Here is a 26,283-nt window from a genome sequence, read left to right on the forward strand (position 1 = left end):
GGCAGCACGCCGGAATGACAGTGGGCAGCACGCCGGAATGACAGTGGGCAGCACGCCGGGATGACGGTGGGCAGCACGCCGGGATGGCGGTGGGCTGTTCAGTACTCGTACTCCCGATTCCCGGTGAGGTTGGGCAGTCGCCGCCGCCCCGCGGCCAGTTCGTGCGCCAGATGCTCGTAGGCGATGGCCAGTTCGGTGAGGCGCTGGGCGGCCTCGTCCACCGCGTCGTCCGGGGAGGTGGCCAGGGTGAGGTAGGCCAGCGCCGAGAACTGGGCCAGCCGGTCCACCACCGTGCCCACGGTCTCGGTGTGCAGGTGCGCGTCCCGCTCCGCCTTGGGCAGCTCCGCTGCCACCCAGCGGTCGATATCGTGCACCAGCCGGGCGCGATCGTGGTCGATGTGACCGGTGGCCCCCGCCGCCGCGGTTAAACGCCGCTCGTGCAGATCCGCGAGTAGTCCGGCGCAGCGCAATACCGGGTGGTTGTCGGGCGGCAGTCCGCGGCAGGCCTGCAACAGCAGGTGTTTGGGTGGAAGCGAGTGCACGGCGGCCATACTGCCCCGCCAATATCTCCGATTGGCAACAAAATTCACTATGGCCTTTGCACGGCGGTAGTTCGCCCGGTGAGCGTTCCAGGAAACCGGGCATTGTGCCCAAATCGCAACTGCCGGTTGACACTCGGCGTCAGGGCAGGCCGACCATCCCGACGCGCCGGGTGAATTCCGCATAGGGCGTGTCGGCTCCTCGCCAGAGGTGCTGCGCCATGATCGGCAGGCGGGCGCGGACGGGGGCGATCATCTCCTGTTCGGTCTTGGCGTTCGGGTCGTCGCACCAGATGAAGACCTTCGAGCCGAGCAGCCGGGAGCGCTGATCGGGACGCAGGCGGGTGCCATTGACGAAAAGGCCGGGATCCCAGGCGTAGAGCAGTTCCGGCGGCGAGTTCAGATTCGCGGCGAGACCCCCGGTGACCCAGTAGGTAGGTGTGAAGGCCGCATTGCTGAGGGTGTAGCCCTGCTCGGCGAACGATTCCGGGCCGTGCTCAGTGCCGATCCACGGCAGGCGACCGCTGCCGGAGGTCCAGAAGTCCACGATGACCGAGCGGTCCACGGCAATGCGGCCGTGCGGGACGCCGTCGTTCCACATGCGCGCGGTCTTGCCGTGGGAACGCACGATGTCATTGGCCCGGTTGAAGAGATCGGCCACCAGATCCGGACCGTCGAACTCGGGTCCGAGCGTGGCGCGTGCGTACTCGCCGAGCTGCGGGAATCGGCCGAAATCGCTGATGTATTCGTCGCCGCCGAGATGGAAGTAGCGGCCCGGGAACAGCGGCAGGAACTCGCGCAGCAGGTCTTCGATGAGCGGGCGCGCATCCGGGTGGGTGATATCGATCCGCCCTTCCGCCGTGCCCGCGAGCAGCGCGTCGGTGAGGGCGTCGACCGGGCTGGTGGTCGCCGGATGCAGGACCAGTTCCGGATGCGGGGCGAGAATGGCGTTCATATGCCCCGGGAAACCGATCTCCGGCACCACCTCGATGCCGTATTCCTCTGCGTAGGACAGGATTTCGCTGATATCGGCGCGACTGTAGTGCTCGGCCGAGGTGATCTCGGGATGGGATTCGCTGGCCAGCCGGAACCCGTAATGGTCCGAGAGATGCAGTTGCAGCAGGTTCATCCGGTAGTAGGCCATCTCGCGAATGCGCTGCTTGATCCAGGCCACGCCGAGGAACTTCCGGCCGACATCCAGCATCAGCCCGCGCTCGGCATAGTCGGGCCAGTCGGTGACGGTGCCCGAGGGCAGTGTCGTGGTCTGCGAAAACCATTGCAGCAGTGTCTGCGTCGCGTACACGACGCCGCGATGGGTGCGCGCGGTCGCGGTCACGGTGTCGCCGATATCGATGCGGTACGACTCGTCCTGCGGCGGAGCGGAATCGTCGATGCGCAGCACGACATCGCCCGCACTCGGCGCGCCGAAGGCCACGGTCGCGGGGTGACCGGTGCGCGCCATATCGTCGGCCAGGCGTTGCGCGGTCGCTCCGGCGGCTCCCGAGGTCACGATGCGCGGGTGCGCGGCCAGCGTGAACTCGCCTGGGCGAGCGTCGAATTGCCGAACGCCGGGTACGGACACCGGCAGCGCGGAGACCTCGTCCGCGGCAGCGGGCGGCACGGGCAGCAGCGGCAGCACGCACAGGCTCACGGCGGCCCTGCCCAGCATCCGAATCAATTCGCATCGCATGGGCCACCCTGTCCGTAGAAGAGTTGATCAGGAACGATCAGACGAGGTCGACACGGACGCCCGCCTCCCGTATCCGCGCGACCGCGTCCGGATCGGCGTCGGTGTCGGTGACCAGCACCTGGACCTGATCGATCGGGCAGATTCGCGCCAGGGCGGAGCGGCCCAGCTTGTCCGAGGTGGCCGCCACGATCACCTGCTGCGAGCGGCGCACCATCTCCGCGTTCACGCCCGCCTCGCCCACGTGCGTGCACTGCGCTCCGCCCTCGACCGACAGGGCATTCACGCCGAGAATCAGGGTGTCCAAACGCAATTCGGCCAGGGACCGCTCCGCCAGCGGGCCGTGCAGCTCATAGGATTCCCGCCGCGCCATGCCGCCCAGGCAGATGGTGCGCAGCTGCGGCCGCAGTACCATCTCGGCCGCGATGTTCAGCGCATTGGTGATGACGACGAGATCGCTGCCCGATTCGGTGCGCCCGGCCAGGGCGCGCGCGGCCGCGGTCGTCGTGGTGCCGCCGTTGAAGCCCACCACGGCGTCCGAATCCACCAGTGCCGCAGCATGTTCGGCAATCCGCTGCTTCGCGCCGTCGCCCTGCCGGTAGCGGGCGGGCAGATCGTAGGCGACCGAGGTGGCCACGATCCCGCCGTGCGTGCGGGTGGCCAGCTGCTGATCGGCCAGCGCGGTGAAATCGCGGCGGACGGTGGCGGCGGAGACGCCCAGGCGCTCGGCGGCCTCCTCCACCGACAGCCGCCCGGTCTCGGCCAGCAGTTCCAGCAGCCGGTTCCATCGTGTGGACCGGTCGGCCGCAGCCGTCACCTGAACCCTCCTCGTTACTTCGCGCTCGTCACTTCACACTGCCGGCTGTCAGACCCGATACCAGGCGTTTCTCGATCACGGCGAAGAGGATGACGACCGGCACGATACCGACCGTAGAGATGGCGAAGACGTATTGCCAAGCCGTGTCGTACTGGCCGATGAACTTGGTCAGGGCCACCGACAGCGGCTGGTTCTTGTCGGTGGTCAGGATCACCAGGCTGGCGGCGAATTCGTTCCAGCAGGCGACCACGGTGAAGATGGTGGCGGTCACGATGCCGGGCCAGACCAGCGGCAGGCTCACCCGGGTGAGGATCTGCCGGCGCGAGAGCCCGTCCAGCTGGGCGGCCTCCTCGATCTCCACCGGCACCGAGGCGAAGAAGCTGTGCAGGATCCACACCGCGAACGACAGATTGAAGGCGGCGTTCACCAGGATCATGGCCAGCAGCGTGTCGTCGATGCCGAGGGTGAAGAACTCGCGCATGAGGCCCGCCACCAGGACCGTCGGCTGCAGCATCTGGGTGATCAGCACCAGCCCCAGGAAGGCCGCGCGGCCCGGAAAGCGGCGCCGCGCGGTGTAATACGCGGCGGGCACCGCCACCAGCAGCACCAGCACGGTCGCCACCGTGGAGATGATGAGGGTGCTCGCCAGGTTGTAGGGCAGCGGCGTCTCCGGGGTGTCCCACATGGTGGAGTAGTTGTTCGGATGCCACTGCTGCGGCAGATAGGTGGGCGGGATCCGCAGGATCTCGGCGCGCGATTTCAGCGAGCCGAGCAGCATGGCGATATACGGGATCAGGAACAGCGCGGCGAGCAGCACGCCCACCGCGGTGAGCCCCCAGCGCCGCCGTTTCGGCCGGGGCGCAGCGCCTTCCGCCGGTTCGACCGGCAGCGGCGCGGCAGTGGTCGTCGTCATGAGTCCACCCGATCGGCGGGCCTGATCACCTTCACATAGATCGCGATAATGGTGATGATCAGGACGAAGTTCAGCACGCTCATGGCCGCCGCGGTATCCACCTGCCGGTTCTGCTGGATCAGCTTGAAGGTCAGTGTGGTGGTGGTGTCGGCGTCGAATCCGGCGATGCTGCCGGTGAGCACCTGCAGGATCGGCAGCGAGTTGAACACATTGATGATGTTGATGATGGTGGCCACCGCAATGGCCGGACGCAGCTGCGGCAGGGTCAGATAGCGGTAGCGCTGCCAGGAATTCGCGCCGTCCACCCGGCCCGCCTCGTCCATCTCCGCCGGAATCGATTGCAGTCCGGCCAGAATCGTGTATGTGGTGAACGGGATCGAGACGAACACCGCCACCCCGATGGCCACCACGAACGCCTGCGTGGGCTGCTTGGTGAATCCGTAGCCGCGATCCAGCAGCCCGATGTCCACCAGGAACCGGTTGGCCAGGCCGACATCCGGATCCAGCAGGTAGTAGAAGATGGTCGTGGTCATCACCACCGAGGCCGCCCACGGCACCAGCACCGCCAGCCGCACCGCCGTGCGGCCCGGGAAATCCTTGTTCAGGAACTGCGCCAGCGCCGCCGACAGCAGCAGGGTGATCAGCACGACCGCCAGCACCCACACGATGGTGTGCCACAGGATCGAGCCCAGTTCCGGAATGTCGAACAGCGCACGGTAATTCGCCAGTCCGGCCGGGCCGCGGTCCTGGCCGTACTGGCTCAGATCGCGGGTGCTGGTCCAGATCATGTACCCGGCCGGGAAGACCACGATGGCCGCGATCAGCAACAGCACCGGGCCGATCCACGGCAGGGCGGCCAGCCCCGCCGTGAATCGCGTTCTGCCCTTGCTCAATTCGCCGCTGCCTGGATCTTCTTCAGCACCTCGGCCGGGTCCGCGCCCTGGGCGATGGTGCCCATGTTCTGCTGGATGGAGCCCTGCACCGCGGCCCAGTTCGGATTGTTGCTCGGGTAGAACCGGGCGACCGGCAGGGTGGCGCCGAAGATCTTGGTCACCGGATCGTCGGCGAGCGCGGTCACGGCGCTGGCGGTAATCGGAATGAAGTGCTCGTTCTTCACGAAATCGGCGTAGACGGCCGCGGAGTAGAAGTAGTCGAGGAACTTCTTGATCGCGGCCTGCTTGGAGCCGTCCTTCTTGAAGGCCATCAGATGATCGGCCACGCCGAGGGTCACCGGCTGGCCGGTCTCGGTCGGCGTCGGCGCGGTCGCGTACTTCAGGCCCGGATTCTTCTCGGCGATCTGGCCGATGGTGGGCGGCAGGCCCTCGATCATGCCGATCTTGCCCTGAATGAAGGAGTTGATCACGTCCTTGCGATCGGTGGCGCCCGGATTCGGCTGGGTCACATTGGCATCGGCCAGGGCCTTCATGGCGCGCACGCCGTCCAGGTTGTCCGGGGTGTCGATGGTGAGCTTGTCGCCGTCGGACCAGGTGCCGCCCGCGCCGAAGATCCAGATGGAGGACTCCGCCTGGGCCTCTTCCTTGCCGAGCGGCAGGCCGTAGCCGGAGACGCCGCCGCCGAGGGCCTGGATCCTCGTGGCCGCGTCGGTGAGCTCGGCCCAGGTCTTGGGCGGGGCCGCGATGCCGGCCTTCTCGAACAGCTCGGTGTTGTAGAACAGCGTGCGGGTGGAGGCGAACAGCGGTAGCGCCCACTGGGTTCCGTTGATGCTGGCGTTCTTCGCGAAGGCCGGCTGGATATCGGAGATCACCGAGGGGGAGACGATATCGGTCGCCGGGTACAGCATTCCGTCGGTGGCGAAGCTGGAGTAGGCGTCGATGTTCAAGATGTCCGGGGTGCTGTCCTGCGACTGGAGCTTGGTGCGCACCACATCGTTGATCGAGTTCCAGGACTCGATCTGCAAGTTGACCTTGATGTCGGAGTTCTGGCCCTGGAACCCTGCGATGATCTTGTCCCACAGGGCTTTCGTGCCGTTCGCGCCGTCGCTGTAGGACGGCACCAGCAGGTTGATGGTGTTCGGATCCTTGGCGGAGTCGTCATCGGAACCGAATCCGCAGGAGGTGATTGCGAGGGTGGCCGCGGTGAGCATCGCGACGCCTGCCACTACGCGGTGAAGTCGTCTATTCACGAATGGAGCCTTTCGATACACACACCCGGCCGGAATCGCGGATGATGAACTCGATCGGGTGATCGGTGTCGAATCTAACGCACTACATGATTGATATTGACTACTTTGGCTGTAAATTTGACATGAACGATCACTGGGCGCACGCTGTTCTCGTGCTGACGTATCTAGCCGCCGAGGTCGAGTCTCAGCCGGATTGCTGGGCCCGCGCCGCGGCCATCGCCGCCGACCATCGCGACCTGCTACCCGCGGACGGTGAGCGCGTGGCGGTGATCGGCTGCGGGACGTCCTACTACATGGCGAGAGCCATTGCCGCGCTGCGCGAATCGGCCGGACAGGGCCTCACCGACGCCTGGCCGGCCGGGCAGTTCCCGCACGGCCGCGACTACGACCGCTATCTGGTGATCTGCCGCTCCGGAACGACCACCGAGGTCATCGACGCGCTGCGGGCGCTGCCGGAAGTCAAGCCACGCACCGTGATCAGCTCCAGCCCCGGCACTCCCGTGCTCGAATTGGCCGCGCCCCTGCTCATCGACGAGGTCGACGAGCGCTCGGTCGTCCAAACCCGTTTCGCCACCACCACTCTGGCGATCCTGCGCAGCCACCTGGGCGAAGACCTGATCCCCGTGATCGCGCAAGCCCGCGAGGCCCTCGCCGAGGATCCCGCAGTCTCCCTCGCCGCCGTCCGCTACGCCGACCAGATCACCTTCACCGGAATGGGTTTCGCCGCCGCCCTGGCCGACGAGGCCGCCCTCAAACTCCGCGAATCCTGCCAATCCTGGACCGAGTCCTACCTGTCCACCGAATACCGCCACGGCCCCATCAGCATTGCCGCCCCAGGCCGCGCCGTCTGGGCCCTCGGCCCCCAGCCCGACAGCCTCCCCGCCGCGGTGACCGCCACCGGCGCCCACTACGAACACCGCCCCCTCGACCCCCTGGCCGAACTCGTTCGCGTGCACCGCCTCTGCGCCCTCCGCGCCGCCGACCTGGGCCTGGACCCCGACCACCCGCGCAGCCTCACCCGCTCGGTGGTCCTCGACTGAGCTGGAGCCCAGCAGTGCAGCAACACCCCGCCACGCCTCCCGAACCGCTCGCCGCGCCGAATCCGGCATTGGATCCCGACGCGCTGGTGCTCGGCCTCGACGTGGGCGGCACCACCATCAAGGGCGAGATCACCGACGCCGCAGGCGAAGTCCTGGCCGCCGATGCCATTGCCACCCCACATGGCCCGGCCGCCTTCGACGCCATGCTCGACCTGGGCGACCTACTGCTCGCCAAACTGACACCCGCCGACCGCCCCCGCGTCCACCGCGCCGCGGTCCTGCTCCCCGGCGTCGTCGACACCGCCAAGTCCATCGCCGTCTTCAGCGCCAACATCGGCTGGCGCGACATCCACGTCGGCCCCCGCTTCACCGACCGCTGGTCCATGCCCGTCCTCCTCGAACACGACGTCACCGCCGCCGGCTGGGCCGAATGGCGCTTCGGCGCGGGCAAATCCCGCGGCACCGTCCTGGTCGTCGTCATAGGCACCGGAATCAGCGGAACCCTCTCCGTAGGAGGCCGATTCGTGCGCGGCGGCCTCGGCCAAGCAGGCGAATACGGCCACATCCCGGTCCGCAAGAACGGCCTCCCCTGCCCCTGCGGGAATACCGGCTGTGTCGAGACCGTGGCCTCCGCCGCCGCCATAACCCGCGCCTACACCCGCCATACCGGCCGCGAATACAACAGCGCAGCAGATATTTTCGCGCGCCTCCCGGAAGACACGGTGGCTCAGGCGGTAGTCACCGACGCCGTGGAAGCCCTGGCGGACGGCCTGATCGGCATAGTCCACGCCGTCTGCCCCGAACTCATCGTCCTCGGTGGCGGCCTCGCCGGCGCAGGCGATGCCCTCGCCCACCCCCTCCACCGAGCTCTCGGCACCCGCCTCCGCGTCGCCCCCAGCCCCGAGGTCGTCATCGGAACATTCGGCGCCCGAGCCGGATTGACCGGCGCGGCCCTGCTCGCCCGCCAGGGAGCCCTGACGTGATGGACGGCCGGCCCGCTGTCGGCCCTCATCCGTCGGTCGCCCCCGGACAGCTTCCCCGCCGAGGTGAGCCAGAGGTCAGCTTGATCGTTGACGACGGTGCCGGTGGTCGTGGGGGCGAGCAGCGGTGAGCGGATGGGGTGCCGGGGGAAGCGCCGGGGTGCATCTTCGGGGGCGGATCGTTTCCGCCGCGCACGATATCGACGACGGCGTGGTGTCGGTGGAGGGCGAGCGGATCACCGGCGTGCGGACCGCGTCGGAATGGATGGCGGCACATCCGGATTGGGCGAGGTTGCCGCACTGGGGGACATTGCTACCAGGGCTGGTGGATATTCATAACCACGGTGGAGCGGGGCATCGGTTCGACACGGTCGATCAAGAGGAAGCGGCTGCGGCGGCCGCGTTTCATCGCGGTCGGGGAACCACGACCATGCTGGCCGGGATTGTGACGGCCGCGCCCGGCGTGATGGTCGACCAGGTCGCGGTGCTGCGGGAGCTTGCTGCGGACGGGGTGGTCGGCGGGATTCATGTCGAGGGGCCGTTTCTTTCCGGGTCCCGGTGTGGGGCACACGATCCGCGATTGCTGCTCGATCCGGACCCGGTGCTGGCCCGTCGGCTGCTCGCGGCGGCGGGCGGCCACCTGCGGGTCATGACCATCGCGCCGGAGCGGCCGGGATTCGCCGGTGTCGCACGACTGCTGGCCGAGCAGGGCGTGACGGTGTCTCTGGGGCACAGCGACGCCGGATTCGAGGACTTCCGCAATGGTCTGCGCCCCGGCGGTCCGGGTAGCTCGGTCACTCACCTGGGCAATGGCATGCCGCCGATGCACCACCGGTCTGCTGGGCCGGTGGCCGCTGCCCTGACCGCCGCCGCGCAGGGGCAGTCGGCGGTGGAACTGATCGGCGATGGAGTGCACGTTGATTCGGGTTTCGCGGCAATGGTGTTCGCGACCGCCCGCGATCGGGTCGCACTTGTCACCGATGCCATGGCCGCGGCGGGAATGCCGGACGGCGTCTACCGGCTCGGCCCGCAGGAAGTGCGGGTGAGCGATGGCGTGGCGCGGGTGGCCGGCGGATCCATTGCCGGCGGTACCGCGGACCTGCTGCGCTGTGTGGCCTGGGTGGTGCGGGAATGCGGTGTGCCCCTGCGGGACGCGGTCCGGGCGGCGACCCTGACTCCCGCTGCCACGGCCGGACTGGCCGATGTCGGTGAGTTGCGAGCCGGCGCCTACGCGGACCTGATCGTCGTCGACGACGAACTGCGGCTGCGCCGAGTTCTGCACCGCGGGCGGTGGGTGTCGTGATTCCCACCGGATCGACAGGGTCCGAACAGCGGCGATTGTCGCCGGCGGCCCAGCGTGGGTGGTCGGCGGCGTGATCATCACTGTGACGGCGAATCCCGCGTACGACCTGACGTATCGGCTGGATCGGTTCGAATATGGGGCGGTGCAGCGGGTTCCGGAGGTGGAGCAGCGGGCCGGGGGCAAGGGGATCAATGTCGCGCGGGTGCTGCGGGCGCTCGGGAGCGGTTGTGTGGCAACGGGATTCGCGGACGCGGGCTTTGCCGCGGCGGCGGGGCGCGAGCTGCCGGTCGACTTCGTGACCTGTCTGCCGTGGGTGCGGCGCACCGTGGTGATCAGCGAGGCCAATGGCACGACGACCGGATTGTGGGAACCGGGTGCACCGCTGGCAGATCCGGGGGCCGCGAGGCAGCTGCTGGCCAGGGTCGGTGAATTGCTGGCGCGGGCACGTGGTCTGGTGATCTCGGGGTCGCTGCCGGAGGGCGTGGATCCGAGCCTGCCGGGCGAGCTGGCGCGGCTGGGCCGCGCGGCCGGGGTGCCCGTCATCTGCGATGTGGACGGCGAAGCGCTGCGGCAGGCGGCGCAGGTTCCGGGCGTGGTGCTCATGCCCAATGCCGATGAATTGCGGGCACTCACAGGCGCCGTCACGAATACACCGGAAGAGGTGGCGACCGTCGCCGCGCCGCTGCTGGCCGCAGGCGTCGGCGCGATCATCGCCACTCGCGGCGCATCCGGCATGGTCGCGGTTACTCCCGGCGGCGTGTGGTCCGCCCGGCTGCCCGACCCGGTGACCGGCAACCCCACGGGAGCAGGTGATGCCGCCGCGGCCGCAATGATCACAGCCCTTGCCTCTCCGACCCGGATTCCCGGTCCACGCGCCGATACTCACCGCCACTCCTCCACGGATTGGCCCGCCGCGCTGGCCGCGGCGGTCGCCGTTTCGGCGGCCGCGGTGGTGATGCCGGTGGCGGGGGAGATCGACACGGATGTGCGGGATCGGCTGTTGCCGGCCGTTGTGGTGGAGCCGGTGAATGTACCGGATATTCAGGAGTTTCCATGCCTTTGACGCCCGTGCCCGAACTCATCGAACTGGCGCGGCCGGGTGGGTTGGGGGCTTTCAATGTGATCACGCTGGAGCATGCGGAAGGGATTGCGGCGGCGGCGGAAGCGGTGGGCAGGCCCGTGATTCTGCAGATCTCGGAGAACACGGTGAAGTATCACGGTGGGTTGAAGCCGCTGGCCCGGGCGTGTTTGCAGATCGCGGAGGACAGTTCGGCGGCGCTGGGGGTGCATTTGGATCACGCCACCGAGCGCGGGTTGATCGAGGAGGCGGTGGGGGTGGGGGTGAACTCCGTCATGTACGACGGGGCGCGGCTCGAGTACGGCGCGAATGTCGCGGCCACCGCGGACATCGTGCGGTGGTGCGCGGCGCGGGAGGTGTTCGTGGAGGCCGAACTCGGGGAGATCGGCGGGAAGGACGGTGCGCACGCTCCCGGTGTGCGGACCGATCCGGAGGAGGCGGCGGAGTTCGTGGCCGCCACGGGGGTGGGGGCGCTGGCCGTGGCGGTGGGGTCGGTGCACGCCATGCAGGACCGGGCGGCGACGCTCGACGACGGGTTGATCGCGCGACTGGCCGCGCGGCTGCCGGTGCCGCTGGTGTTGCACGGGTCCTCCGGCGTCCCGGACGAGGGGCTGCGGTCGGCGGTACGAAACGGCATGGTGAAGATCAATATCGGGACCCGGCTGAATATCGCCCTCACCGCGGCGGTACGGGCGGCGCTGGCCGGGAACTCCGGGTCGGATCCGCGAAAGTATCTGGGGCCCGGCCGATTCGGGATTCAGCAGGATGTGGTGAACCATTTGCGGGTGCTGAACGTATGACCGGATGCGGGTCGCGGCGCAGATGAGACGGCACGGACATTGAGTGCCATAGTGCGAACGAAAGCTTGCGTCCGGATATCCAGCGTGCAGAGTGGTACTGGTGATCCTCACCGTGACCATGAACCCGGCCTATGACATGACCTACCGGGTCGAGCATTTCGAGCGGGGGCGAGCACACCGGGTGCGATCGGTGGATCAGCGGCTCGGCGGACGTGGCATCAATGTGACGCGGGTGCTCAACCAGCTTGGGAAGTACGCGCGCGCCACCGGGTTCGCGGATCACTCGTTCGCGGCGGCGGCCTCGCTGGAGATGCCGGTGGATTTCGTGCACGCCCTGCCCTGGGTGCGGCGCACGGTGGTGATCAGCGAATCCGATGACGGGACCGCCACCGCCCTGTGGGAACCCGGGCCGCGCATCTCCGAACCGCGCGCCGTCGATCAACTACGGGTGCGGGTGGCCGGTCTGCTCTCCGATATGACCGGCCTGGTCATCGCGGGCTCCCAGCCCGGCGGCGTGGATCCGGGCCTGCCCGCCGAACTGGCGCGCCTGGCCATTGCCGCGGGCGTGCCCACCATCTGCGATTTCGATGGTCCGGCACTCGAACTCGCCGCCACCGTCCCGGGCATCACCCTCACGCCGAATACCGAGGAACTGGAACGCCTGACCGGGCGGCCCGCCACCACCGTCCCGGAAATCCTGGCCGCCGTCGAACCGCTCATCGCCGATGGCGCCGGCGCGGTCATCGTCACCCGCGGCGGCGCGGGCATGGTCGCGGTCACCCGCACCCGCGCCTGGTCCGCCGCCCTGCCGCAACCTCTGGCGGGCAACCCGACGGGCGCCGGGGATGCCGCAGTGGCCGCCATCATCGCCGCCCTCGCCGCCGATCCGGCCCCCGACTGGCCCGCCCTGCTGGCCGATGCCGTCGCCACTTCCGCTGCGGCCGTGGTCATTCCCGTCGCGGGCGAGATCGATCGCGTGCTGCGCGACCGCCTGCTTCCGACCGTCCGCGTCCGCGAACTGGAGCCGGTCGCAGCCCGTTCCTGAATGACTTGGAGACGAGAGCCCACTCGTCATCCCGGCATGCTTTTGGCCGGGATCCACACCGCTGGTGGATTCCGGCCACGAGCACGCCGGAATGACTGGGAGACTGCCCCCACAGCACGTCCGAGCTCCCTGCCGGCGGCGTGGTGGGGACTTTCCGGCCGGTCGGATTGGTACTGTCGTGCGGGTGTCGGACCTCGGATACCCGCAGGATCAAGGGTCGGGCGTGGACGACAGCTATCGCATGCCCCGCGTGGTGCGCGTGGCGCAGCTGTTCGCGGTGGGGCTGGCGCTGATCGGGGTGGTGTGCGCGGCCTCGGCCGGATGGCTGCTCGGCAGCAAGTCGGCCATGATGACGGCCGTGCCGTTCCTGCCCGCCTGGCTGCTCGGTCTGGTGGCCCTGACCTTCAATGCCGAAGGCCAATCGGTGCGCATCGGGGCGATCCTGCTCGCGGTCCTGAACATGTTGTGGACGGTGCCGTCGATCACCGACGGGCGGCCGCCGGGCCCGCTGGGCCCGCTCGTTTCGCTCGTGGTGATCGTGCTGCTGTTCCGGCGGGAGGCCCGCGACTGGTTCGAACCGTCCTATTGGTGAGCCGCGCCGGTGACCGGAACCGGTGGCCGGACGTAACAGCACGGAAATCTCGTCCGCGGATTCGCAATCTCCGTGCAATTCCCGGCTCCTACTGTGACGCCATGAGTTCGGAAGTGACCGCTGGTGGTACGGGTATTCACATCAGCGGGTTGAGTAAGACGTTCCGGTCGGGGCGGCGCACCGTGCAGGCGCTGGAGGCGGTGGATCTGCATACCGAGCAGGGCGCGTTCCTGTCGCTGCTGGGGCCGTCCGGATGCGGAAAGTCCACGATTCTACGAATTCTCGCCGGACTCGACACCCCGAGCGCCGGCACGGCGCGAATCAATCGCGAGACGCCGGCCGAGCTGCGGCGCCGCCACGAATTCGGTATCGCCTTCCAGGATTCGGCGCTACTGCCGTGGCGCAGTGTGGAATCCAATATCAAACTGCCCTTGCAGGTGGCCGGGCTGCCGGTCGAACCGCGGCTGATCGCCGACTTGATTCGCCTCGTCGGCCTGGAGGGTTTCGAGAAGTCGAAACCGGCGCAGCTGTCCGGCGGTATGCGGCAACGGGTTTCGATTGCCCGCGCACTGGTGGTGAAACCCAGCATTCTGCTGCTCGACGAGCCCTTCGGCGCACTCGACGATATGACCCGGCAGCGGCTCAATCTGGAACTGCTGCGCATCTGGACCGAAAAGCCCGCCACCACGCTCATGGTCACGCACGGCATCGCCGAAGCGGTATTCCTCTCCGATGTGGTCGCGGTCATGAGCCCGCGGCCCGGCCGGGTGGTGGAGGTCGTCGATATCGACCTGCCCCGGCCCCGCACCCCGGAGATGATGCGCAGCCCGGAATTCCACAAATTGCACGACTACCTGTCCGAGCTGCTGTTCGGCCGCAGCGGGCGCGGCGGGGTGACGGCGGAATGAGCCGGGGCAGCGAACAACTCCGCTTCCACTGGAAGGGCCTGGGCGGGCTCGCGGGTATCGCCGCCCTGCTCGCGGTCTGGTCGATCCTGGCCGCGCTGCGGGTGGCCGGCGACACCGTGCCCGGACCCTGGCGGGTGCTCCACACCATGTACACCGACGGCTGGGCGCTGTACGGCCCCAACTTCGGCGTCACGGCGCGCGGTGCGCTGCAAGGTTTCCTGTGGGGCAATCTGCTGGCCATCGCGCTCGCGGTGCTGGTGGTGCTGATCCCGCCCATCGAAATGCTGGTCACCCAGCTGGCCATCCTGAGCTACTGCACCCCGCTGCTCGCGCTCGGCCCGATCATCCTGGTGGTGTTCGGCGGCCGCACGCCGACGGTGTTCCTGGCCGCCATGTACTGCTTCTTCACCACCATGGTCGGCACCGTCTCCGGATTGCGCTCGGCCGACCGCACCAGCCTCGATCTGATTCGCGCCTACGGCGGCGGCCGCTGGCAGCAGCTGCGCCGCGTGCAGGTGATCGCGGCGCTGCCGAACACCCTGGCCGCCTTGAAGATCGCCGCGCCGTCGGCGGTGCTGGGCGCGATCATCGGCGAATATCTGGGCGGCGTGGACAGCGGAATCGGCGTCGCGCTCACCGCCGCGCAGAACGCCTACGAGGTGCCGCGCACCTGGGGCATGGCCCTCGCGGCGGCCGCGCTCGCCGGACTCGGCTACGCGGCGGTGGCGCTGGTGGCCCGGGTGGCGGTGCCGTGGATGCGGGCGGAGGCGTGATGAGGACTCTCGGGGTATTGCGGCCGATCGGGAAATTCCTGCTGCCGCTGCTGGTTTCGCTGGTGCTGCTGGTCGCGCTGTGGTGGGGTTTCCTGCAGCTCTATCCACAGGTCGGGCTGGTCGGCAAGACGCCGGCCGAGGTCTGGTCCTATCTGGTGACCGGCCCGACCTCCGATACCGTCCGCCGGTCCATTCTCGGCGAATTGCGGATCACCCTGCGCGATGCGGCGATCGGCTTCGGCCTGGGCATGGGCGGGGCCCTGCTGGTGGCCGCCCTGTTCGTCGGCGTGCCCGCGGTCGCGCAGGCGTTCCTGCCGGTCGCCATGCTGCTGCGCTCGGTTCCGCTGGTGGCGCTCACCCCGATCATCGTGCTGATCTTCGGCCGCGGCCTGCTCGGCGTCACCGTCATGGCCGCCATCGTGGTGTTCTTCCCCGCCTTGGTCATGATCATGACCGGATTGCGCTCCGCGCCGAAGCAGGCCATGGAACTGGTTGCCGTATACGGTGGTTCGCGGTGGACGGCGCTGTACACGGTCGCCGTTCCGGCGGCCCTGCCGTCGGTGTTCGCGGCGGCCCGCGTCTCGGTGCCCGGCGCTCTCATCGGCGCACTGCTGGGTGAATGGCTCGGCAGCGGCACCGGACTGGGCGCGGGCCTGATCCGCGCCATTCCGACCTTCCAATACAACCGGCTGTGGGCGTCCGTCGCGGTGGTGACGCTGGTGTCGGTGTTCGCCTATGCCGTCGTCGGCGTGCTGGAAAACCTGGTGCTGGCGCGTTTCGCGCCGCAGCCGGGAAAGGACTGAGAACACGAGTTAACCTGGCGCACACAAAGAGCGGGGTAACGGCAAAATATCCGAAATCGAGAACCCCTAGATTCGCTGCATGAGTCGTAAGTCCCGGCCGAGTCCGGTCTCTCAGTTGTCCTTGGATCGGCGATCCTTCCTCCGCTACGCCGGCCTCACCGGCGCCGTGCTGGGTGGAGCCGGCCTGCTCGCCGCCTGCGGTGACGACTCGTCCGGGACGGGCAATGGCACCATCGCCGACGGATCGAAATACGGCACCGTGGCGGTGCAGCTGTCCTGGCTGAAGAACATCGAATTCGCGGGCGAGTACTTCGCCGATTCCAAGGGGTATTTCAAAGACGCCGGTTTCGGCTCCGTCGATCTCATCGCCGGCGGTGCGGCCAGTACCTCGGTGGAGGCCGGCCTCGGCACCGGCAAGGTGTGGATCGGCATGTCCGCACCGCAGACCACGGCCCCCGCCATCCTGGAGGGCTTGAACGCCAAGATCGTCGGCGCGACCTACCAGAAGAACCCCTTCTGCATCGTCAGCGCCATGGGCAAGCCGATCCGCTCCCCGCAGGATATGAAGGGCCGCAAGATCGGTGTGCAGGACACCAATCAGCTCATCTTCAACGCCCTGCTCACCGCCAACGGCATGACGGCCGCCGATGTCACCATCGTGCCCGCGCAGTTCGATCCGACCCCGCTCGCCAACGGCGAGGTCGACGGCTGGGTCAGCTATGTCACCAATGAACCGATCACGCTGAGCAGCAAGGGTTTCCCCAACTACAACTTCTTGTTCGCCGACTACGGCCTGCCGTTGGTGGCCGAGACGCTCACCGTGAAGCAGGAGACCATCGACAACGAGCGCGAGAAGCTCAAGGCGTGGTTGCTGGCCGATATCAAGGGCTGGCGCGACGCGGTGGCGAGCCCGTCCGAATCCGCGCGCCTGGCGGTCGAGGTGTACGGCAAGGATCAGCGCCTGGACCTCGCCGAGCAGACCATGGAGGCCGGGGCGCAGAACGATCTGGTCGTCTCGGCCGAGACCAAGACCAGCGGGCTGTTCACCATGAGCGAGGAGCTGATCGCCAAGAACATCGCCGCCCTGGGCAAAGCGAAGATCGACATCGCCGCGGACAAGCTGTTCGACATGTCCGTTCTGCGGGAGCTCTACACCGAGCATCCGGAGCTGAAGGCGCCCTGAGCGCTCGAACCGGAGCTCGGGCCGGACCGCTACCGCACCAGGCTGGGCCGCAGCGGAATCTCCCCGCTGTGCGCCGAAAGCGGTTCCGCGGTCCGGCTGTTGCGCACGGCCAGCATTTCCGCGGCAATGGCGATGGCGGTCTCGGCGGGCGTGCGGGCGCCGATGTCCAGACCGGCGGGGGAATGCAGGCGAGACAGTGTCTGATCGGTGAAACCACCCGCCCGCAGCGCTTCGATGCGGCGGTCGTGCGCGGTGTGCGAACCCAGTGCGGCCAGGAATCCCACCTCGGGTAGTCGCAGCGCGATGGTGAGCAGCGGGATCTCGAACTTGGCATCGTGCGACAGCACGACAATCGCGGTGCTGGAATCGATTTCGCCCGCCGCCGCGAGGGTGTTGAGATACCGGTGCGGCCAGTCCACGACCACCTCGCAGCCGGGATACGCCTCCGAACTGGCGAAGGTGGGCCGGGCGTCGCAGACGGTCACCCGGTACCCCAGCAGCTTGCCCTGGACGGCCAGCGCAGCGGTGAAGGCATTGGCCCCGAACAGGATCAGCCGCGGCGGCCGCACGAACGAGGACACGAACACATCCGAATCGGGCAGCGACACCAGCTCGGTGGCATGCCGGCGATCGGTGACCAGATGCTGGCCGATCACATCCGGATCCGAATGCCACACCACCGTGAACACGGTGACCTGCCGCTGCGCCGCGATATCCGCCGCCACATCCGGGAATTCGGGAAAATGCCTGCGCGAGAACGGTTCCGTGAATACATCCAGGCTGCCGGGGCAATCCATGCCGGCATCGATCCCGCTGCCCGGCCCGAACCGGTGCAGTCCCCGGTGCCCGGTCCGCGCGGACTCCCGCGCCGCCTCGTAGGCCGCGGCCTCCGCGCAGCCCGCCGAGATCGATCCGAACGCCCGCCCCTCGGCGTCGACGACCATCGCCGTCCCGATCGGCATGGGCGTCGACCCTTGGGTCCGCACCAGTGTCGCCAATCCGCCCGTTCGCCCGCTGTGCCACACCCGCAATAGATCGTCGACGATATCCCGCATCTTTAACTTTGCTCCCGATCACCGTGTGCTGTCGCGCGGATAGTCCCGATCGATCCCCGTCGCCAAGTCATCACACGTGACGCACACCATATCCGCTCGTTGCTTTAAATAAGTGCCCGCCCCCGAATTTCCATCCGCCTTCGATACGGCCCCTGGCCAGTGCGCACGCCCCAGCACCACCGGGTGCCCGGGCTCCCCGCGAAATACCGCACGCGCCACACCGCTCGAACTTTCATATGCGGCGGCTATGACTCTGGCCACCGCATCACCGCCGATATCCGGCGTATCCACCGGCATGATCGCCACGAATTCCGGCGGCCCGGCGGCCGGACCGGTGTTCCCATCGGCGGCATTCCCATTCGCAGTAATCCTCGCCGCAACAGTCCCGCCCGCAGCCATCCGCGCGGCAAGATCATGCTCGAGTGCCGGTCCACCCGCTACCGCCGCGAGCCCGGCCCGCAGCGAAGCACTCACCCCGGCCGCCCAATCGGCCGCCCACACCGGCCGTGCGCCCGGCGGTATCGCGATGCGAGGAGTTTGCGAGACCAGCCGCGTCGAGTTCCCGTCCGGACCGTCCTCGCGCAGCGCCGGGCCCGTCGCGCCGAGCACCACGACGACGCGGGCGCAACCGCCGTCGTGCAGCGCGCCGACGGCCGCGCGCAGCCAGTCACCGTCTCCGGCCAGGACTTTCGGCATGCCGAAGCGGGTCCCCGCACCCGCGGCCAGGACGATGCCGTCGCAGCGCGCGAGGGTCATGCGGGCAAAAGTTCGGGGGTCATGCGGGCAGGGTAGCGCTGCCCGGTGATGTTCGCTCCCCGAGTGGCGTGCGCGATTGCCATGACCGATCCTGGGAGGACGATGACGGACGACAAGATCGACCTCGAGGGTTTCGCCGGACTGCCGCACGAGACCGCCACAGCGCTGTTGCTGACATGCTGCTCGTCCCTCGACTGGGCGCAGGCGGTGGCGGCGGGGCGGCCGTATGCGAGCGTCCATCAACTCCTCGCGGCCGCCGACCGGGCGCTGGCCGAGATCAGCGAAGCCGAGATCGATCGCGCACTGGCCGGGCATCCGCGCATCGGCGATCGCCCCGACAGCGCGAACTCGGCGCGCGAACAGGCGGGCATGGCCAGCGCCGGCGACGCCGTGCGGACCGCCATTGCCGAGGGAAACCGGAAGTACGAGGCACAATTCGGGCACGTGTATCTGGTGTGCGCCACCGGCAAATCCCCGGAGGAAATGCTGCGCATACTCACCGATCGGCTCGGAAACGACGCGGACACCGAAAGGCGCATCGTGCGGTCGGAATTGGCGAAGATCAACCGGATCCGGCTGCGGCGCCTGCTGAACGAGGAGGAGTGGTGAGCTCACTGAGTACGCACGTGCTGGACGCGGTGCGGGGAATGCCCGCCGCCGGGATTTCGGTGACGCTGTTCGAGGCGAGCGGGGCGGAATCGGCGACCGGCGTGACCGATGCCGACGGGCGGATCGCGGCGCTGGCGGGTGAGCTGCCCGCCGGGACGTATCGGCTGTCCTTCGGCACCGGAGACTACTTCGCCGCCCAGGCCGTCGAGACCTTCTATCCGGAGGTGACCATCGCGTTCACCGTGACCGGGGAACGGCACTATCACGTGCCATTGCTGCTGTCGCCCTTCGCGTTCTCGACCTATCGGGGCAGCTGATCGCCGCGGGCTAAGGATCGTCGGCCGAGAGGCGGGTCAGGTCGGCCCGGACCTGGTCGGCGCGTTTGACGCCCATGCTCTCGTAGAGGGTGAGGGCCTTGCGGAGGAATTCGCAGGCGCGCGAGGTCTTTCCGGCGCGGGCGGCGATATCGGCCAGGGCGTGCCAGGCATCGGCCTCGCCGTGCACGTCGCCGCCGCGGCGGGCGATGTCGAGGGAATCGGAGTAGAAGCCCTGCGCGGCGTCGAGGTCATTGGAATCGCGCTCGATGTGCCCGTGTCCGCGCAGCGCGTCCACCCGCAGCAGGGCGTCGCCGATCCGCAGGCCGATGCGATTCGCCTCGTCGAATTGGTCACGGGCGGTGGTGAAATCGCCGCCGACGCGATTCACATTGCCCAGGCCCCACAGCGACCAGCCCCGGCTGTAGTGATCGTCGATCTGGTCGGCGATGGCGAGGGCGGCGCTGTAGAAGCGGCGCGCGGTAAAGGGATCGCCGCCCATGCGCTCGATATGGCCCAGCCCGCGCAGGGTATCGCCTTCGAATTTGGGGTTCTGTAACTGCCGGGCGATGCCGAGCACATCGGCGTACGCCTGCCGGGCTCGGTCGTAATCGCCTATGTGCCTGGTGACTTCGGCATAACCCCAGAGCGCGGCGGCCTTGCGCGGCGGATCCTCGACCGCTTCGGCAATGGCGTGCGCCTCGTTGAAGCATTTCGAGGCCACGTCGTAATCGCAGGCCAGCCGGTGCACGGTGCCGAGCCCGTAGAGCACATCGCATTCGGCGATGCGGTCGCCATTGCCGCGGGTGATATCCAAGGCGCGCACGAACATTCGCTTCGCATCCGACCAGTGGCCCAGGCCGGACAGGTGCGAGGCGAGCAGCCGGGCCAGCTCGCCGGTATCCGCTCCCGAACCCGAGGCCTGGATGCAGCCGAGCAGCATTTCCCGTTCCCGGGTGAGCCATTCCCGGGCCTGCGCGATCTCCTCCGGCGGATCCGGGCTGGGCGGATTCGGGAAACTGCCCGCCACATCGAAAGGCCGTGGCGCACCGACCGGTTGCGCGATCTTCACGCTGTAGCGGATGAGCCGCCCGACCGCCGCGGTGTGCTCACTGGGCAGATCCTCCTGCGCCGCCTGGGCGCGGGCGAACAAGCGGGTCACATCGTGAATGCGATAGCGCTGCCCGCGCGGGCCGCTGCCCGCCGCATCCAGCAGGCCCACCTCGAAGATGCGGCGAATCAGCGCATGCGCCGCCTCCTGCGACAGATCCGCCATGGCGGCCAGGGTTTCGGCGCTGATCTCCGAACCCGGGAACCAGCCCAGCAGCCGCACCGCGCGCCGCAGATCCGGTTCCGGCAAGCGCTGATACGACAATTCGAAAGCGGCGCGCAGGGTTTCACCCTCGGCGGAGAAGCGGGAGAGAATATCGGCGGCGGGCGATTCCTCCGCGGCCGGCACATGTTCGAGCCGATCGCGCAGCTGCTGGAAGTCCCGGTCGGCGGCGGCGAGCATGTCCGGGCCGCCGTGCGCGAGCTGACCGGCGATCAGGCGCAGCGCCAAGGGCAGCCGCCCCGCCGTCTCCAGAATCCGGCGCACCGCCCCGACGTCGTAGCCGGGCGGCAGATGGCTCAGCGTCACCAGCAGTTCCTCGGCCTCCGCGCGCGGCATGGCATTCAATTGCAACGGCGCGGCCCCCACCAGCCCGGTCAGCTTGCGGCGACTGGTGATCAGCACGAAACAGCCCGGCGCGTGCGGCAGCAGATCGCGCACCTGCTTGGAGTCGAGCACATTGTCGAACACGATGAGCATGCGCCGATCCCGCATCTCGAACCGCCAGCGCTCCGCCCGCCGCGCCTGATCCGGCTCGATGGTCTCCGGTGGCACCCCGATCCGCAGCAGCAACTGCTCCAGCACCCCCGCCGGGGTACGCGGCGTGCGGCCCTCGGTGTGACCGCGCAGGTCCTCCCAGATCCAGCCGTCCGGATAACAGCCCGAATGCTCGGTCACCACATGGCGCGCCAGCGCGGTCTTGCCCATGCCCGCCAGGCCGTTGATCACGTGCACCGCGGGCCGATTCGCCGCCAAGTGCTCCTGCACCCGCCGGAACAGCTCGGAGCGCTGCTCCTCGCGGCCGACGAAAAGCATTGTCTCCTCGGGAATCCCGCGCCAGGTGGGCAAGGCCGTGCAGCGCCGCGCGACCGCATCCCGGAATGCCCCCACATCCGCGGCGGGCATATTCAGCAGATCCGTGGTGTCCACCAATTGATCCCAGCTGGTGCGATAGATCGCGGCCAGATTCTTCAACGCCTCCACCGTCGGCCGCGGCCGATTCCGCCCATCCTTGGGCCCGGGCCAGGATTCGTACTCCGAAATCCGCGCGGCCTTCATCGGCGCCGTCGGCTTTCCGGTGAGCCGGTTGTACTCCGAGGCCACCGCCTCCTGGGTCAGCTCGTTCGCCAGCCGCCACGCCTTGCGCGGCCGGCACCCCCGATGCCGTAGTTCCGCCGCCAGATGCTCGAGCAGCTCATGCTCGCGCAACCCGATGCCCAGCAGAATCCGGCGCAGTTCCTTCCGCGCGTCGGCGCCGACATCATCGGATTCACCGTTCTGGGGCACAGTGTGCCTCCCCGCCTCGGCGGCCGCACGGAATCCGCCGCGGCCGCTGTGAATATTTCCTTGGTACCGCGCGGATTTCGGCTGGTCAAGGTCACGTGATACGCCAAGAAATTCCGGGCAGCGCTGGGATTCGAAGTGACTCGCGATTTCGCGACCATTGAGCCACCACCAGGACCGGCGAAACAGGGGGCGGTCCGACCGGGCGGAAAGGATCGGGTCAATGGCAATCACCGCTTCCAACTGGCTCATCAGCAGCGATGTGGCGCAGGAGGTCGCCTTCCGGGTCGACGTACCCGAACCGCGACGCGGCCGCTGGGTGCTGTCCTACCTGCCCACCTCCATGCGCCTCACCCGCGAACAGGCCATGGCCGGCGTGGTGCTGGCCGAAATGGTCATTGCCGGACTGCTCAACCCCGGCGGCGAATTCGACGGGGAGATGGCCACCCTCAATGCGGGCATTCTCGGCGTCACCCTCACCGACGTCATGTGCCTGCTCGCCCTGCGCGGCAACGACCCGGAGGGGGAGGCGTCGGGATCCATGGGGTCCTGGCGCCGCCCGCAGGGCCGCTGCGATGCCACCCGCCGCGATCGGCACCGCGACGGCAGAGGAGCCACCCGATGATCCTCGACTTCGGCCCTTTCGTCTTCGTCATGCCGCTGCCGCGCTTCCACGCCGGCTGGTTCGCCGGATTGTTCACGGCCGTCATCGCTTTCGCGGTCATGGTGATGCTCGTCGTGGCGACCAGCTGCGGCGGCCCGACCGCCACGAGCCCGGGAGAGGAGGGCGTTCCGCAGACACGGGTGGCGGGGGACTGCTACCCGTTCTGCGGGACGTTACCGCTCGGCGAAACGCCGCATCCCGGCCAGGCGATCGCACCCGGGGAGGAGAGATGACCACCGCTTGCATCGAGCTGCTCCACGACGGCAGCTATGAACTGCGCATCGGCACCGCGGGATTCGGCAATGGGACGACCGCCGGTCTCGCCGGGCTGGCGGCCGGCGTGCTCGGCACCACCACCGACCGGATCCGCATCCGGCACACCGGCGAATTCGGTTCCGCCGACGCCGGTGTCGTGACCCGCTCCGCCTGCGAGCAGCTGCGACGGCGCATCATGCGGCGCACCGTGGCCCTCACCGGACTTCCCGCCGATATTCACACGCTCGAACCCGGCGGTGTTCGCGGCTACCAGGGACGGTTTCTCACCGCGGTGGAACTGCTGGCGGACGGCCCGTTGCACGCCACGGCCATTCGCTCAAGCGAAGAGGCCGCGCACGAACGGGAGTGAATCGACCAGCGAGGCATTGACCGCTCCGCTGTGGTCGGCGGCGTAGGTGCGCAGGGTGAAGGGCTGGCCGTTGGCCTGCACCTTCGCCGCGAAGGCCAACGTCGCCGGGGTGATCACATCGGTGTCCTGCAGCCCCTGACCCATGAATACCGGCTTGTCGTAACCGGTTTCGGGCAGGCCCATATAGCCGGCGAGCAGGCCGGGCAGGTTCGGGATCTGGGCGAAGGGGCGGGCGAACAGGTCGCCCAGGATCACGCGCTGTGCGCCGAGCTCCTGGCCGATGGGGTCCAGGCAGGACTGGCTGGAGCGGTCGAGCCAGTAGCGGCCCGAATCGGTCAGGTAGGACTCGATATTCAGGTCCGGGTAGGTGGTGCGCAGGCCGTTGAGGATGTAGAGGATGTACGCGGTGATGTGGTTGCCCAGTTTGATGGGCGGCACGTTCGGGGCCAGCGGGAGCATGGCGTTCTCGATGTAGGCGGGGACGCCGGTGCCGACCGCGCCGCGGTAATCCAGTTCCGGACCGCCGAATTCGGTGGCGTAGCGGGCGGTGGTGACGGCCGCGCCGCCGCCTTGCGACTGGCCGACGACCACCCATTTGTGCGCCAGCGACGGGTAGTGGCGGGTGGCGGCCTTGACGGCGTCGACCACATTGTGCGCCTCCACTATTCCGTTCAGGTACGGGTGGTCGCCGGGCGTTCCGAGGCCCGCGTAGTCGGCGGCGACAATCGCGTAACCCTGCTGCAGCCAGGTCCCCAGATAGGCCCAGTCGCGTTCGCGGGCCGCGGGTCCGGCAATGGAATAGGCGCAGTCGTCGCCGAGCCCGACCGTTCCGTGCGCCCAGGCTATGACCGGCCAGCCGCCGGCGGGCGCTGCCCCAGGCGGGAAGTAGACGGCCGCACTCGCGGTTGTATACGCCTCGCCCACGGTCGTACTGGTGTAGAGGATCCGTTCCGAACGCACCGATCCGGGCAGGATCGCGGCCTCCGCGAGGGGCTCCACCGCGGTGACCGCGCCCGTGCCGGGTACCGGTGTCGCGAGCGCCGGCGGGCCGCTGACCAGCGCGGCGATCGAAGTGACGGCGAGAGCGGCCGTGCACAGCCATCGATTCCGCATGGGTTCCTCCTAATACCGCTGTGACGGCGCGGCAGCCCTGGACATGCGATCAGATTAGGCCGTGTTTCGGACCCCGGGTGGCCTGCCCCACAACCATCAAGATCACAATCGACTGTGAAGGTGCTCACAAGTCGTCGGTTCCCGGCGAGTCGGGTTCCGGTGGCCGCGATCACGCTAACAGTACGAGCGTTATGCAAAACTGCACGTCAGGCCTACCGGCGAGTAGATTCCCCCGCTGCAATTAACAGGCAAATTTCGCAGAGTTAGCAATGAGCAGGTGAAACCTAGCGGGGATTCACACTTGCAACAGGTAGACGCACATTTTTTCCTGTGCCATCGTGTGGAAGTACACCCCGCGGGCCTAGCAAGCCTGCAAATTGCCGCTCCAGCAGAGATCGGATTCGCGAGAGTCCGACGAGCGGGGCCAACCGAGACCGAACGAAGAAGTGGAGTCAGAGATGTCGACTGTCGGCACCCCGAAGACCGCTGCGGAGATCCAGAAGGACTGGGACACCAACCCGCGCTGGAAGGGCATCACCCGCAACTACACCGCCGAGCAGGTTGTGAAGCTGCAGGGCACCGTCGTCGAGGAGCACACCCTCGCCCGCCGTGGTGCCGAGATCCTCTGGGATCTGGTCAACAACGAGGACTACATCAACTCCCTGGGCGCCCTCACCGGCAACCAGGCCGTGCAGCAGGTCCGCGCCGGCCTGAAGGCCATCTACCTGTCCGGTTGGCAGGTCGCCGGTGACGCCAACCTGTCCGGCCACACCTACCCGGACCAGTCGCTGTACCCGGCCAACTCGGTTCCGTCCGTCGTGCGCCGCATCAACAACGCGCTGCTGCGCGCCGACGAGATCGCCAAGGTCGAGGGTGACACCTCGGTCGCCAACTGGCTGGCCCCGATCGTCGCCGACGCCGAGGCCGGCTTCGGTGGCGCGCTGAACGCCTACGAGCTGCAGAAGGCCATGATCGCCGCCGGCGCCGCCGGTGTGCACTGGGAGGACCAGCTGGCCTCCGAGAAGAAGTGCGGCCACCTGGGCGGCAAGGTGCTCATCCCCACCCAGCAGCACATCCGCACCCTGACCTCCGCGCGTCTGGCCGCCGACGTCGCCGACGTGCCGTCGGTCATCATCGCCCGCACCGACGCCGAGGCCGCCACCCTCATCACCTCCGATGTGGACGAGCGCGACCGCGAGTTCCTGGACGGCACCCGCACCGCCGAGGGCTTCTTCGGCGTGAAGAACGGCATCGAGCCCTGCATCGCGCGCGCCAAGGCCTACGCCCCGTACGCCGACCTGATCTGGATGGAGACCGGCGTGCCGGACCTCGAGGTCGCGCGCAAGTTCGCCGAGTCCGTCCGCAGCGAGTTCCCGGACCAGCTGCTGGCCTACAACTGCTCGCCGTCCTTCAACTGGAAGGCGCACCTGGACGACGCCACCATCGCGAAGTTCCAGCGCGAGCTGGGCGCCATGGGCTTCAAGTTCCAGTTCATCACCCTGGCCGGCTTCCACTCGCTGAACTACGGCATGTTCGACCTGGCCTACGGCTACGCCCGCGAGGGCATGACCGCCTTCGTCGACCTGCAGGAGCGCGAGTTCAAGGCCGCCGCCGACCGCGGCTTCACCGCCATCAAGCACCAGCGTGAGGTCGGCGCCGGCTACTTCGACACCATCGCCACCACGGTCGACCCCAACACCTCGACCGCGGCGCTGAAGGGCTCCACCGAGGAGGGCCAGTTCCACTGAGTTGGAACCGGTTTCGAGGACCTGATCCGGGGCGGTAGTCGCATCACACCTTCCGCCGCCCCGGACCCTCGAACCCGTCGAAGGGGGCGCGAGTCCCCTTCGACGGTGTTCATCCGCCCTTCCCGTCGACAGCCCCGGCGGGGAGGGCATTTCCTTATAGCTTTGAGAACACAAGACCTTA

Annotated in this window: 27 protein-coding genes; 17 read left to right on the forward strand and 10 right to left on the reverse strand. The window is 68.3% G+C overall.

Annotated features, from left to right (window positions below; translation table 11 throughout):
• Positions 1-98 precede the first annotated feature (98 nt).
• The 6 genes from ACFVIV_RS26805 to ACFVIV_RS26830 all read right to left on the reverse strand — a co-directional run bounded on the left by ACFVIV_RS26805 (position 99) and on the right by ACFVIV_RS26830 (position 6,099).
• Complete coding sequence (locus ACFVIV_RS26805; protein ID WP_379200874.1) at positions 99-542, reverse strand: DUF4254 domain-containing protein; 444 nt, start codon at positions 540-542, stop codon at positions 99-101.
• A 139-nt stretch (positions 543-681) separates the two neighbouring features.
• Positions 682-2,229 (reverse strand): family 20 glycosylhydrolase, encoded by a 1,548-nt coding sequence (locus ACFVIV_RS26810; RefSeq protein ID WP_379200876.1) that lies wholly within the window; start codon positions 2,227-2,229, stop codon positions 682-684.
• Positions 2,230-2,266: 37 nt separating this feature from the next.
• Complete coding sequence (locus ACFVIV_RS26815) at positions 2,267-3,043, reverse strand: DeoR/GlpR family DNA-binding transcription regulator (protein WP_379200878.1); 777 nt, start codon at positions 3,041-3,043, stop codon at positions 2,267-2,269.
• A 28-nt stretch (positions 3,044-3,071) separates the two neighbouring features.
• Complete coding sequence (locus ACFVIV_RS26820) at positions 3,072-3,956, reverse strand: carbohydrate ABC transporter permease (protein WP_379200880.1); 885 nt, start codon at positions 3,954-3,956, stop codon at positions 3,072-3,074.
• A complete protein-coding gene (locus ACFVIV_RS26825) occupies positions 3,953-4,849 on the reverse strand; it encodes a carbohydrate ABC transporter permease (RefSeq protein ID WP_379200882.1) in 897 nt (298 codons plus the stop codon). The genes ACFVIV_RS26820 and ACFVIV_RS26825 overlap by 4 nt, the downstream gene beginning before the upstream one ends.
• Complete coding sequence (locus ACFVIV_RS26830) at positions 4,846-6,099, reverse strand: extracellular solute-binding protein (protein ID WP_379200884.1); 1,254 nt, start codon at positions 6,097-6,099, stop codon at positions 4,846-4,848. The genes ACFVIV_RS26825 and ACFVIV_RS26830 overlap by 4 nt, the downstream gene beginning before the upstream one ends.
• Before the next feature lie 122 nt (positions 6,100-6,221).
• Here ACFVIV_RS26830 and ACFVIV_RS26835 point away from each other — a divergent pair, with 122 nt between their 5' ends.
• The 11 genes from ACFVIV_RS26835 to ACFVIV_RS26885 all read left to right on the forward strand — a co-directional run bounded on the left by ACFVIV_RS26835 (position 6,222) and on the right by ACFVIV_RS26885 (position 16,604).
• The gene (locus tag ACFVIV_RS26835) at positions 6,222-7,139 is read left to right on the forward strand and encodes an SIS domain-containing protein (RefSeq protein ID WP_379200886.1); all 918 of its coding nucleotides are present in this window, start codon (positions 6,222-6,224) and stop codon (positions 7,137-7,139) included.
• Between the two features lie 14 nt (positions 7,140-7,153).
• On the forward strand, positions 7,154-8,122 hold the full coding sequence (locus tag ACFVIV_RS26840; protein ID WP_379200888.1) for an ROK family protein: 969 nt from the start codon (positions 7,154-7,156) through the stop codon (positions 8,120-8,122).
• A 157-nt stretch (positions 8,123-8,279) separates the two neighbouring features.
• Complete coding sequence (locus ACFVIV_RS26845; RefSeq protein WP_379200890.1) at positions 8,280-9,422, forward strand: N-acetylglucosamine-6-phosphate deacetylase; 1,143 nt, start codon at positions 8,280-8,282, stop codon at positions 9,420-9,422.
• 70 nt (positions 9,423-9,492) lie between these two features.
• Positions 9,493-10,485 carry a hexose kinase gene (locus tag ACFVIV_RS26850; RefSeq protein ID WP_379200894.1) on the forward strand — a complete coding sequence of 331 codons (993 nt, stop codon included), beginning with the start codon at positions 9,493-9,495 and terminating at the stop codon, positions 10,483-10,485.
• A complete protein-coding gene (locus ACFVIV_RS26855) occupies positions 10,476-11,300 on the forward strand; it encodes a class II fructose-bisphosphate aldolase (RefSeq protein ID WP_379200896.1) in 825 nt (274 codons plus the stop codon). Before ACFVIV_RS26850 ends, ACFVIV_RS26855 begins: the two co-directional genes overlap by 10 nt.
• 100 nt (positions 11,301-11,400) lie before the next feature.
• Entirely contained in the window at positions 11,401-12,345 is a 945-nt protein-coding gene (locus tag ACFVIV_RS26860; RefSeq protein ID WP_379200898.1) for a hexose kinase, read from the forward strand.
• A 184-nt stretch (positions 12,346-12,529) separates the two neighbouring features.
• On the forward strand, positions 12,530-12,937 hold the full coding sequence (locus tag ACFVIV_RS26865) for a hypothetical protein (protein ID WP_379200900.1): 408 nt from the start codon (positions 12,530-12,532) through the stop codon (positions 12,935-12,937).
• A 101-nt stretch (positions 12,938-13,038) separates the two neighbouring features.
• The gene (locus ACFVIV_RS26870; protein WP_379200902.1) at positions 13,039-13,845 is read left to right on the forward strand and encodes an ABC transporter ATP-binding protein; all 807 of its coding nucleotides are present in this window, start codon (positions 13,039-13,041) and stop codon (positions 13,843-13,845) included.
• Positions 13,842-14,618: an ABC transporter permease gene (locus tag ACFVIV_RS26875; protein WP_379200903.1), complete on the forward strand. Its 777-nt coding sequence runs from the start codon at positions 13,842-13,844 to the stop codon at positions 14,616-14,618. Before ACFVIV_RS26870 ends, ACFVIV_RS26875 begins: the two co-directional genes overlap by 4 nt.
• The gene (locus ACFVIV_RS26880) at positions 14,618-15,421 is read left to right on the forward strand and encodes an ABC transporter permease (RefSeq protein WP_379200905.1); all 804 of its coding nucleotides are present in this window, start codon (positions 14,618-14,620) and stop codon (positions 15,419-15,421) included. Before ACFVIV_RS26875 ends, ACFVIV_RS26880 begins: the two co-directional genes overlap by 1 nt.
• 79 nt (positions 15,422-15,500) lie before the next feature.
• Positions 15,501-16,604: an ABC transporter substrate-binding protein gene (locus ACFVIV_RS26885; RefSeq protein ID WP_379200907.1), complete on the forward strand. Its 1,104-nt coding sequence runs from the start codon at positions 15,501-15,503 to the stop codon at positions 16,602-16,604.
• 29 nt (positions 16,605-16,633) lie between these two features.
• Here ACFVIV_RS26885 and ACFVIV_RS26890 read toward each other — a convergent pair whose 3' ends face one another.
• Both ACFVIV_RS26890 and ACFVIV_RS26895 read right to left on the reverse strand, forming a co-directional pair.
• Positions 16,634-17,659 (reverse strand): XdhC family protein, encoded by a 1,026-nt coding sequence (locus tag ACFVIV_RS26890; RefSeq protein WP_379200909.1) that lies wholly within the window; start codon positions 17,657-17,659, stop codon positions 16,634-16,636.
• A gap of 18 nt (positions 17,660-17,677) precedes the next feature.
• The gene (locus ACFVIV_RS26895; protein WP_379200911.1) at positions 17,678-18,415 is read right to left on the reverse strand and encodes an NTP transferase domain-containing protein; all 738 of its coding nucleotides are present in this window, start codon (positions 18,413-18,415) and stop codon (positions 17,678-17,680) included.
• A 102-nt stretch (positions 18,416-18,517) separates the two neighbouring features.
• On the opposite strand from ACFVIV_RS26895, the gene uraD reads away from it, so the two are divergent.
• Positions 18,518-19,024 carry a 2-oxo-4-hydroxy-4-carboxy-5-ureidoimidazoline decarboxylase gene (gene uraD, locus ACFVIV_RS26900; RefSeq protein ID WP_379200913.1) on the forward strand — a complete coding sequence of 169 codons (507 nt, stop codon included), beginning with the start codon at positions 18,518-18,520 and terminating at the stop codon, positions 19,022-19,024.
• Positions 19,021-19,341, forward strand: coding sequence for a hydroxyisourate hydrolase (gene uraH / locus ACFVIV_RS26905; protein WP_379200915.1), 321 nt, complete (start codon positions 19,021-19,023; stop codon positions 19,339-19,341). The genes uraD and uraH overlap by 4 nt, the downstream gene beginning before the upstream one ends.
• 10 nt (positions 19,342-19,351) lie before the next feature.
• Here uraH and ACFVIV_RS26910 read toward each other — a convergent pair whose 3' ends face one another.
• Positions 19,352-21,955 (reverse strand): tetratricopeptide repeat protein, encoded by a 2,604-nt coding sequence (locus tag ACFVIV_RS26910; RefSeq protein ID WP_379200917.1) that lies wholly within the window; start codon positions 21,953-21,955, stop codon positions 19,352-19,354.
• 220 nt (positions 21,956-22,175) lie between these two features.
• Between ACFVIV_RS26910 and ACFVIV_RS26915 the strand changes: the two genes are divergently transcribed.
• From ACFVIV_RS26915 to ACFVIV_RS26925, 3 genes are read left to right on the forward strand one after another with little or no spacing between them, the layout of a single operon-like run.
• The gene (locus ACFVIV_RS26915) at positions 22,176-22,577 is read left to right on the forward strand and encodes a hypothetical protein (RefSeq protein WP_379200919.1); all 402 of its coding nucleotides are present in this window, start codon (positions 22,176-22,178) and stop codon (positions 22,575-22,577) included.
• Complete coding sequence (locus ACFVIV_RS26920) at positions 22,574-22,849, forward strand: hypothetical protein (protein ID WP_379200921.1); 276 nt, start codon at positions 22,574-22,576, stop codon at positions 22,847-22,849. The genes ACFVIV_RS26915 and ACFVIV_RS26920 overlap by 4 nt, the downstream gene beginning before the upstream one ends.
• Entirely contained in the window at positions 22,846-23,241 is a 396-nt protein-coding gene (locus ACFVIV_RS26925) for a molybdopterin cofactor-binding domain-containing protein (protein ID WP_379200923.1), read from the forward strand. Before ACFVIV_RS26920 ends, ACFVIV_RS26925 begins: the two co-directional genes overlap by 4 nt.
• Here ACFVIV_RS26925 and ACFVIV_RS26930 read toward each other — a convergent pair.
• Positions 23,209-24,354 carry a lipase family protein gene (locus ACFVIV_RS26930; RefSeq protein WP_379200925.1) on the reverse strand — a complete coding sequence of 382 codons (1,146 nt, stop codon included), beginning with the start codon at positions 24,352-24,354 and terminating at the stop codon, positions 23,209-23,211. The two genes, ACFVIV_RS26925 and ACFVIV_RS26930, sit on opposite strands and share 33 nt — an antisense overlap.
• Before the next feature lie 458 nt (positions 24,355-24,812).
• Between ACFVIV_RS26930 and aceA the strand changes: the two genes are divergently transcribed.
• Positions 24,813-26,102 carry an isocitrate lyase gene (gene aceA, locus ACFVIV_RS26935; RefSeq protein WP_379200927.1) on the forward strand — a complete coding sequence of 430 codons (1,290 nt, stop codon included), beginning with the start codon at positions 24,813-24,815 and terminating at the stop codon, positions 26,100-26,102.
• Positions 26,103-26,283: the final 181 nt, after the last annotated feature.

The organism is Nocardia sp. NPDC127526 (assembly GCF_042672265.1).
In the GTDB taxonomy this organism is placed as follows: domain Bacteria; phylum Actinomycetota; class Actinomycetes; order Mycobacteriales; family Mycobacteriaceae; genus Nocardia.

Coding starts and splice junctions, on each gene's coding strand:
- ACFVIV_RS26810 (WP_379200876.1), bottom strand. CDS start 2,229: ATGCGATGCGAATTGATTCGGATGCTGGGCAGGGCCGCCGTGAGCCTG.
- ACFVIV_RS26820 (WP_379200880.1), bottom strand. CDS start 3,956: ATGACGACGACCACTGCCGCGCCGCTGCCGGTCGAACCGGCGGAAGGC.
- ACFVIV_RS26835 (WP_379200886.1), top strand. CDS start 6,222: ATGAACGATCACTGGGCGCACGCTGTTCTCGTGCTGACGTATCTAGCC.
- ACFVIV_RS26855 (WP_379200896.1), top strand. CDS start 10,476: ATGCCTTTGACGCCCGTGCCCGAACTCATCGAACTGGCGCGGCCGGGT.
- ACFVIV_RS26870 (WP_379200902.1), top strand. CDS start 13,039: ATGAGTTCGGAAGTGACCGCTGGTGGTACGGGTATTCACATCAGCGGG.
- ACFVIV_RS26875 (WP_379200903.1), top strand. CDS start 13,842: ATGAGCCGGGGCAGCGAACAACTCCGCTTCCACTGGAAGGGCCTGGGC.
- ACFVIV_RS26880 (WP_379200905.1), top strand. CDS start 14,618: ATGAGGACTCTCGGGGTATTGCGGCCGATCGGGAAATTCCTGCTGCCG.
- ACFVIV_RS26885 (WP_379200907.1), top strand. CDS start 15,501: ATGAGTCGTAAGTCCCGGCCGAGTCCGGTCTCTCAGTTGTCCTTGGAT.
- ACFVIV_RS26890 (WP_379200909.1), bottom strand. CDS start 17,659: ATGCGGGATATCGTCGACGATCTATTGCGGGTGTGGCACAGCGGGCGA.
- ACFVIV_RS26895 (WP_379200911.1), bottom strand. CDS start 18,415: ATGACCCTCGCGCGCTGCGACGGCATCGTCCTGGCCGCGGGTGCGGGG.
- uraD (WP_379200913.1), top strand. CDS start 18,518: ATGACGGACGACAAGATCGACCTCGAGGGTTTCGCCGGACTGCCGCAC.
- ACFVIV_RS26915 (WP_379200919.1), top strand. CDS start 22,176: ATGGCAATCACCGCTTCCAACTGGCTCATCAGCAGCGATGTGGCGCAG.
- ACFVIV_RS26920 (WP_379200921.1), top strand. CDS start 22,574: ATGATCCTCGACTTCGGCCCTTTCGTCTTCGTCATGCCGCTGCCGCGC.
- ACFVIV_RS26925 (WP_379200923.1), top strand. CDS start 22,846: ATGACCACCGCTTGCATCGAGCTGCTCCACGACGGCAGCTATGAACTG.
- ACFVIV_RS26930 (WP_379200925.1), bottom strand. CDS start 24,354: ATGCGGAATCGATGGCTGTGCACGGCCGCTCTCGCCGTCACTTCGATC.
- aceA (WP_379200927.1), top strand. CDS start 24,813: ATGTCGACTGTCGGCACCCCGAAGACCGCTGCGGAGATCCAGAAGGAC.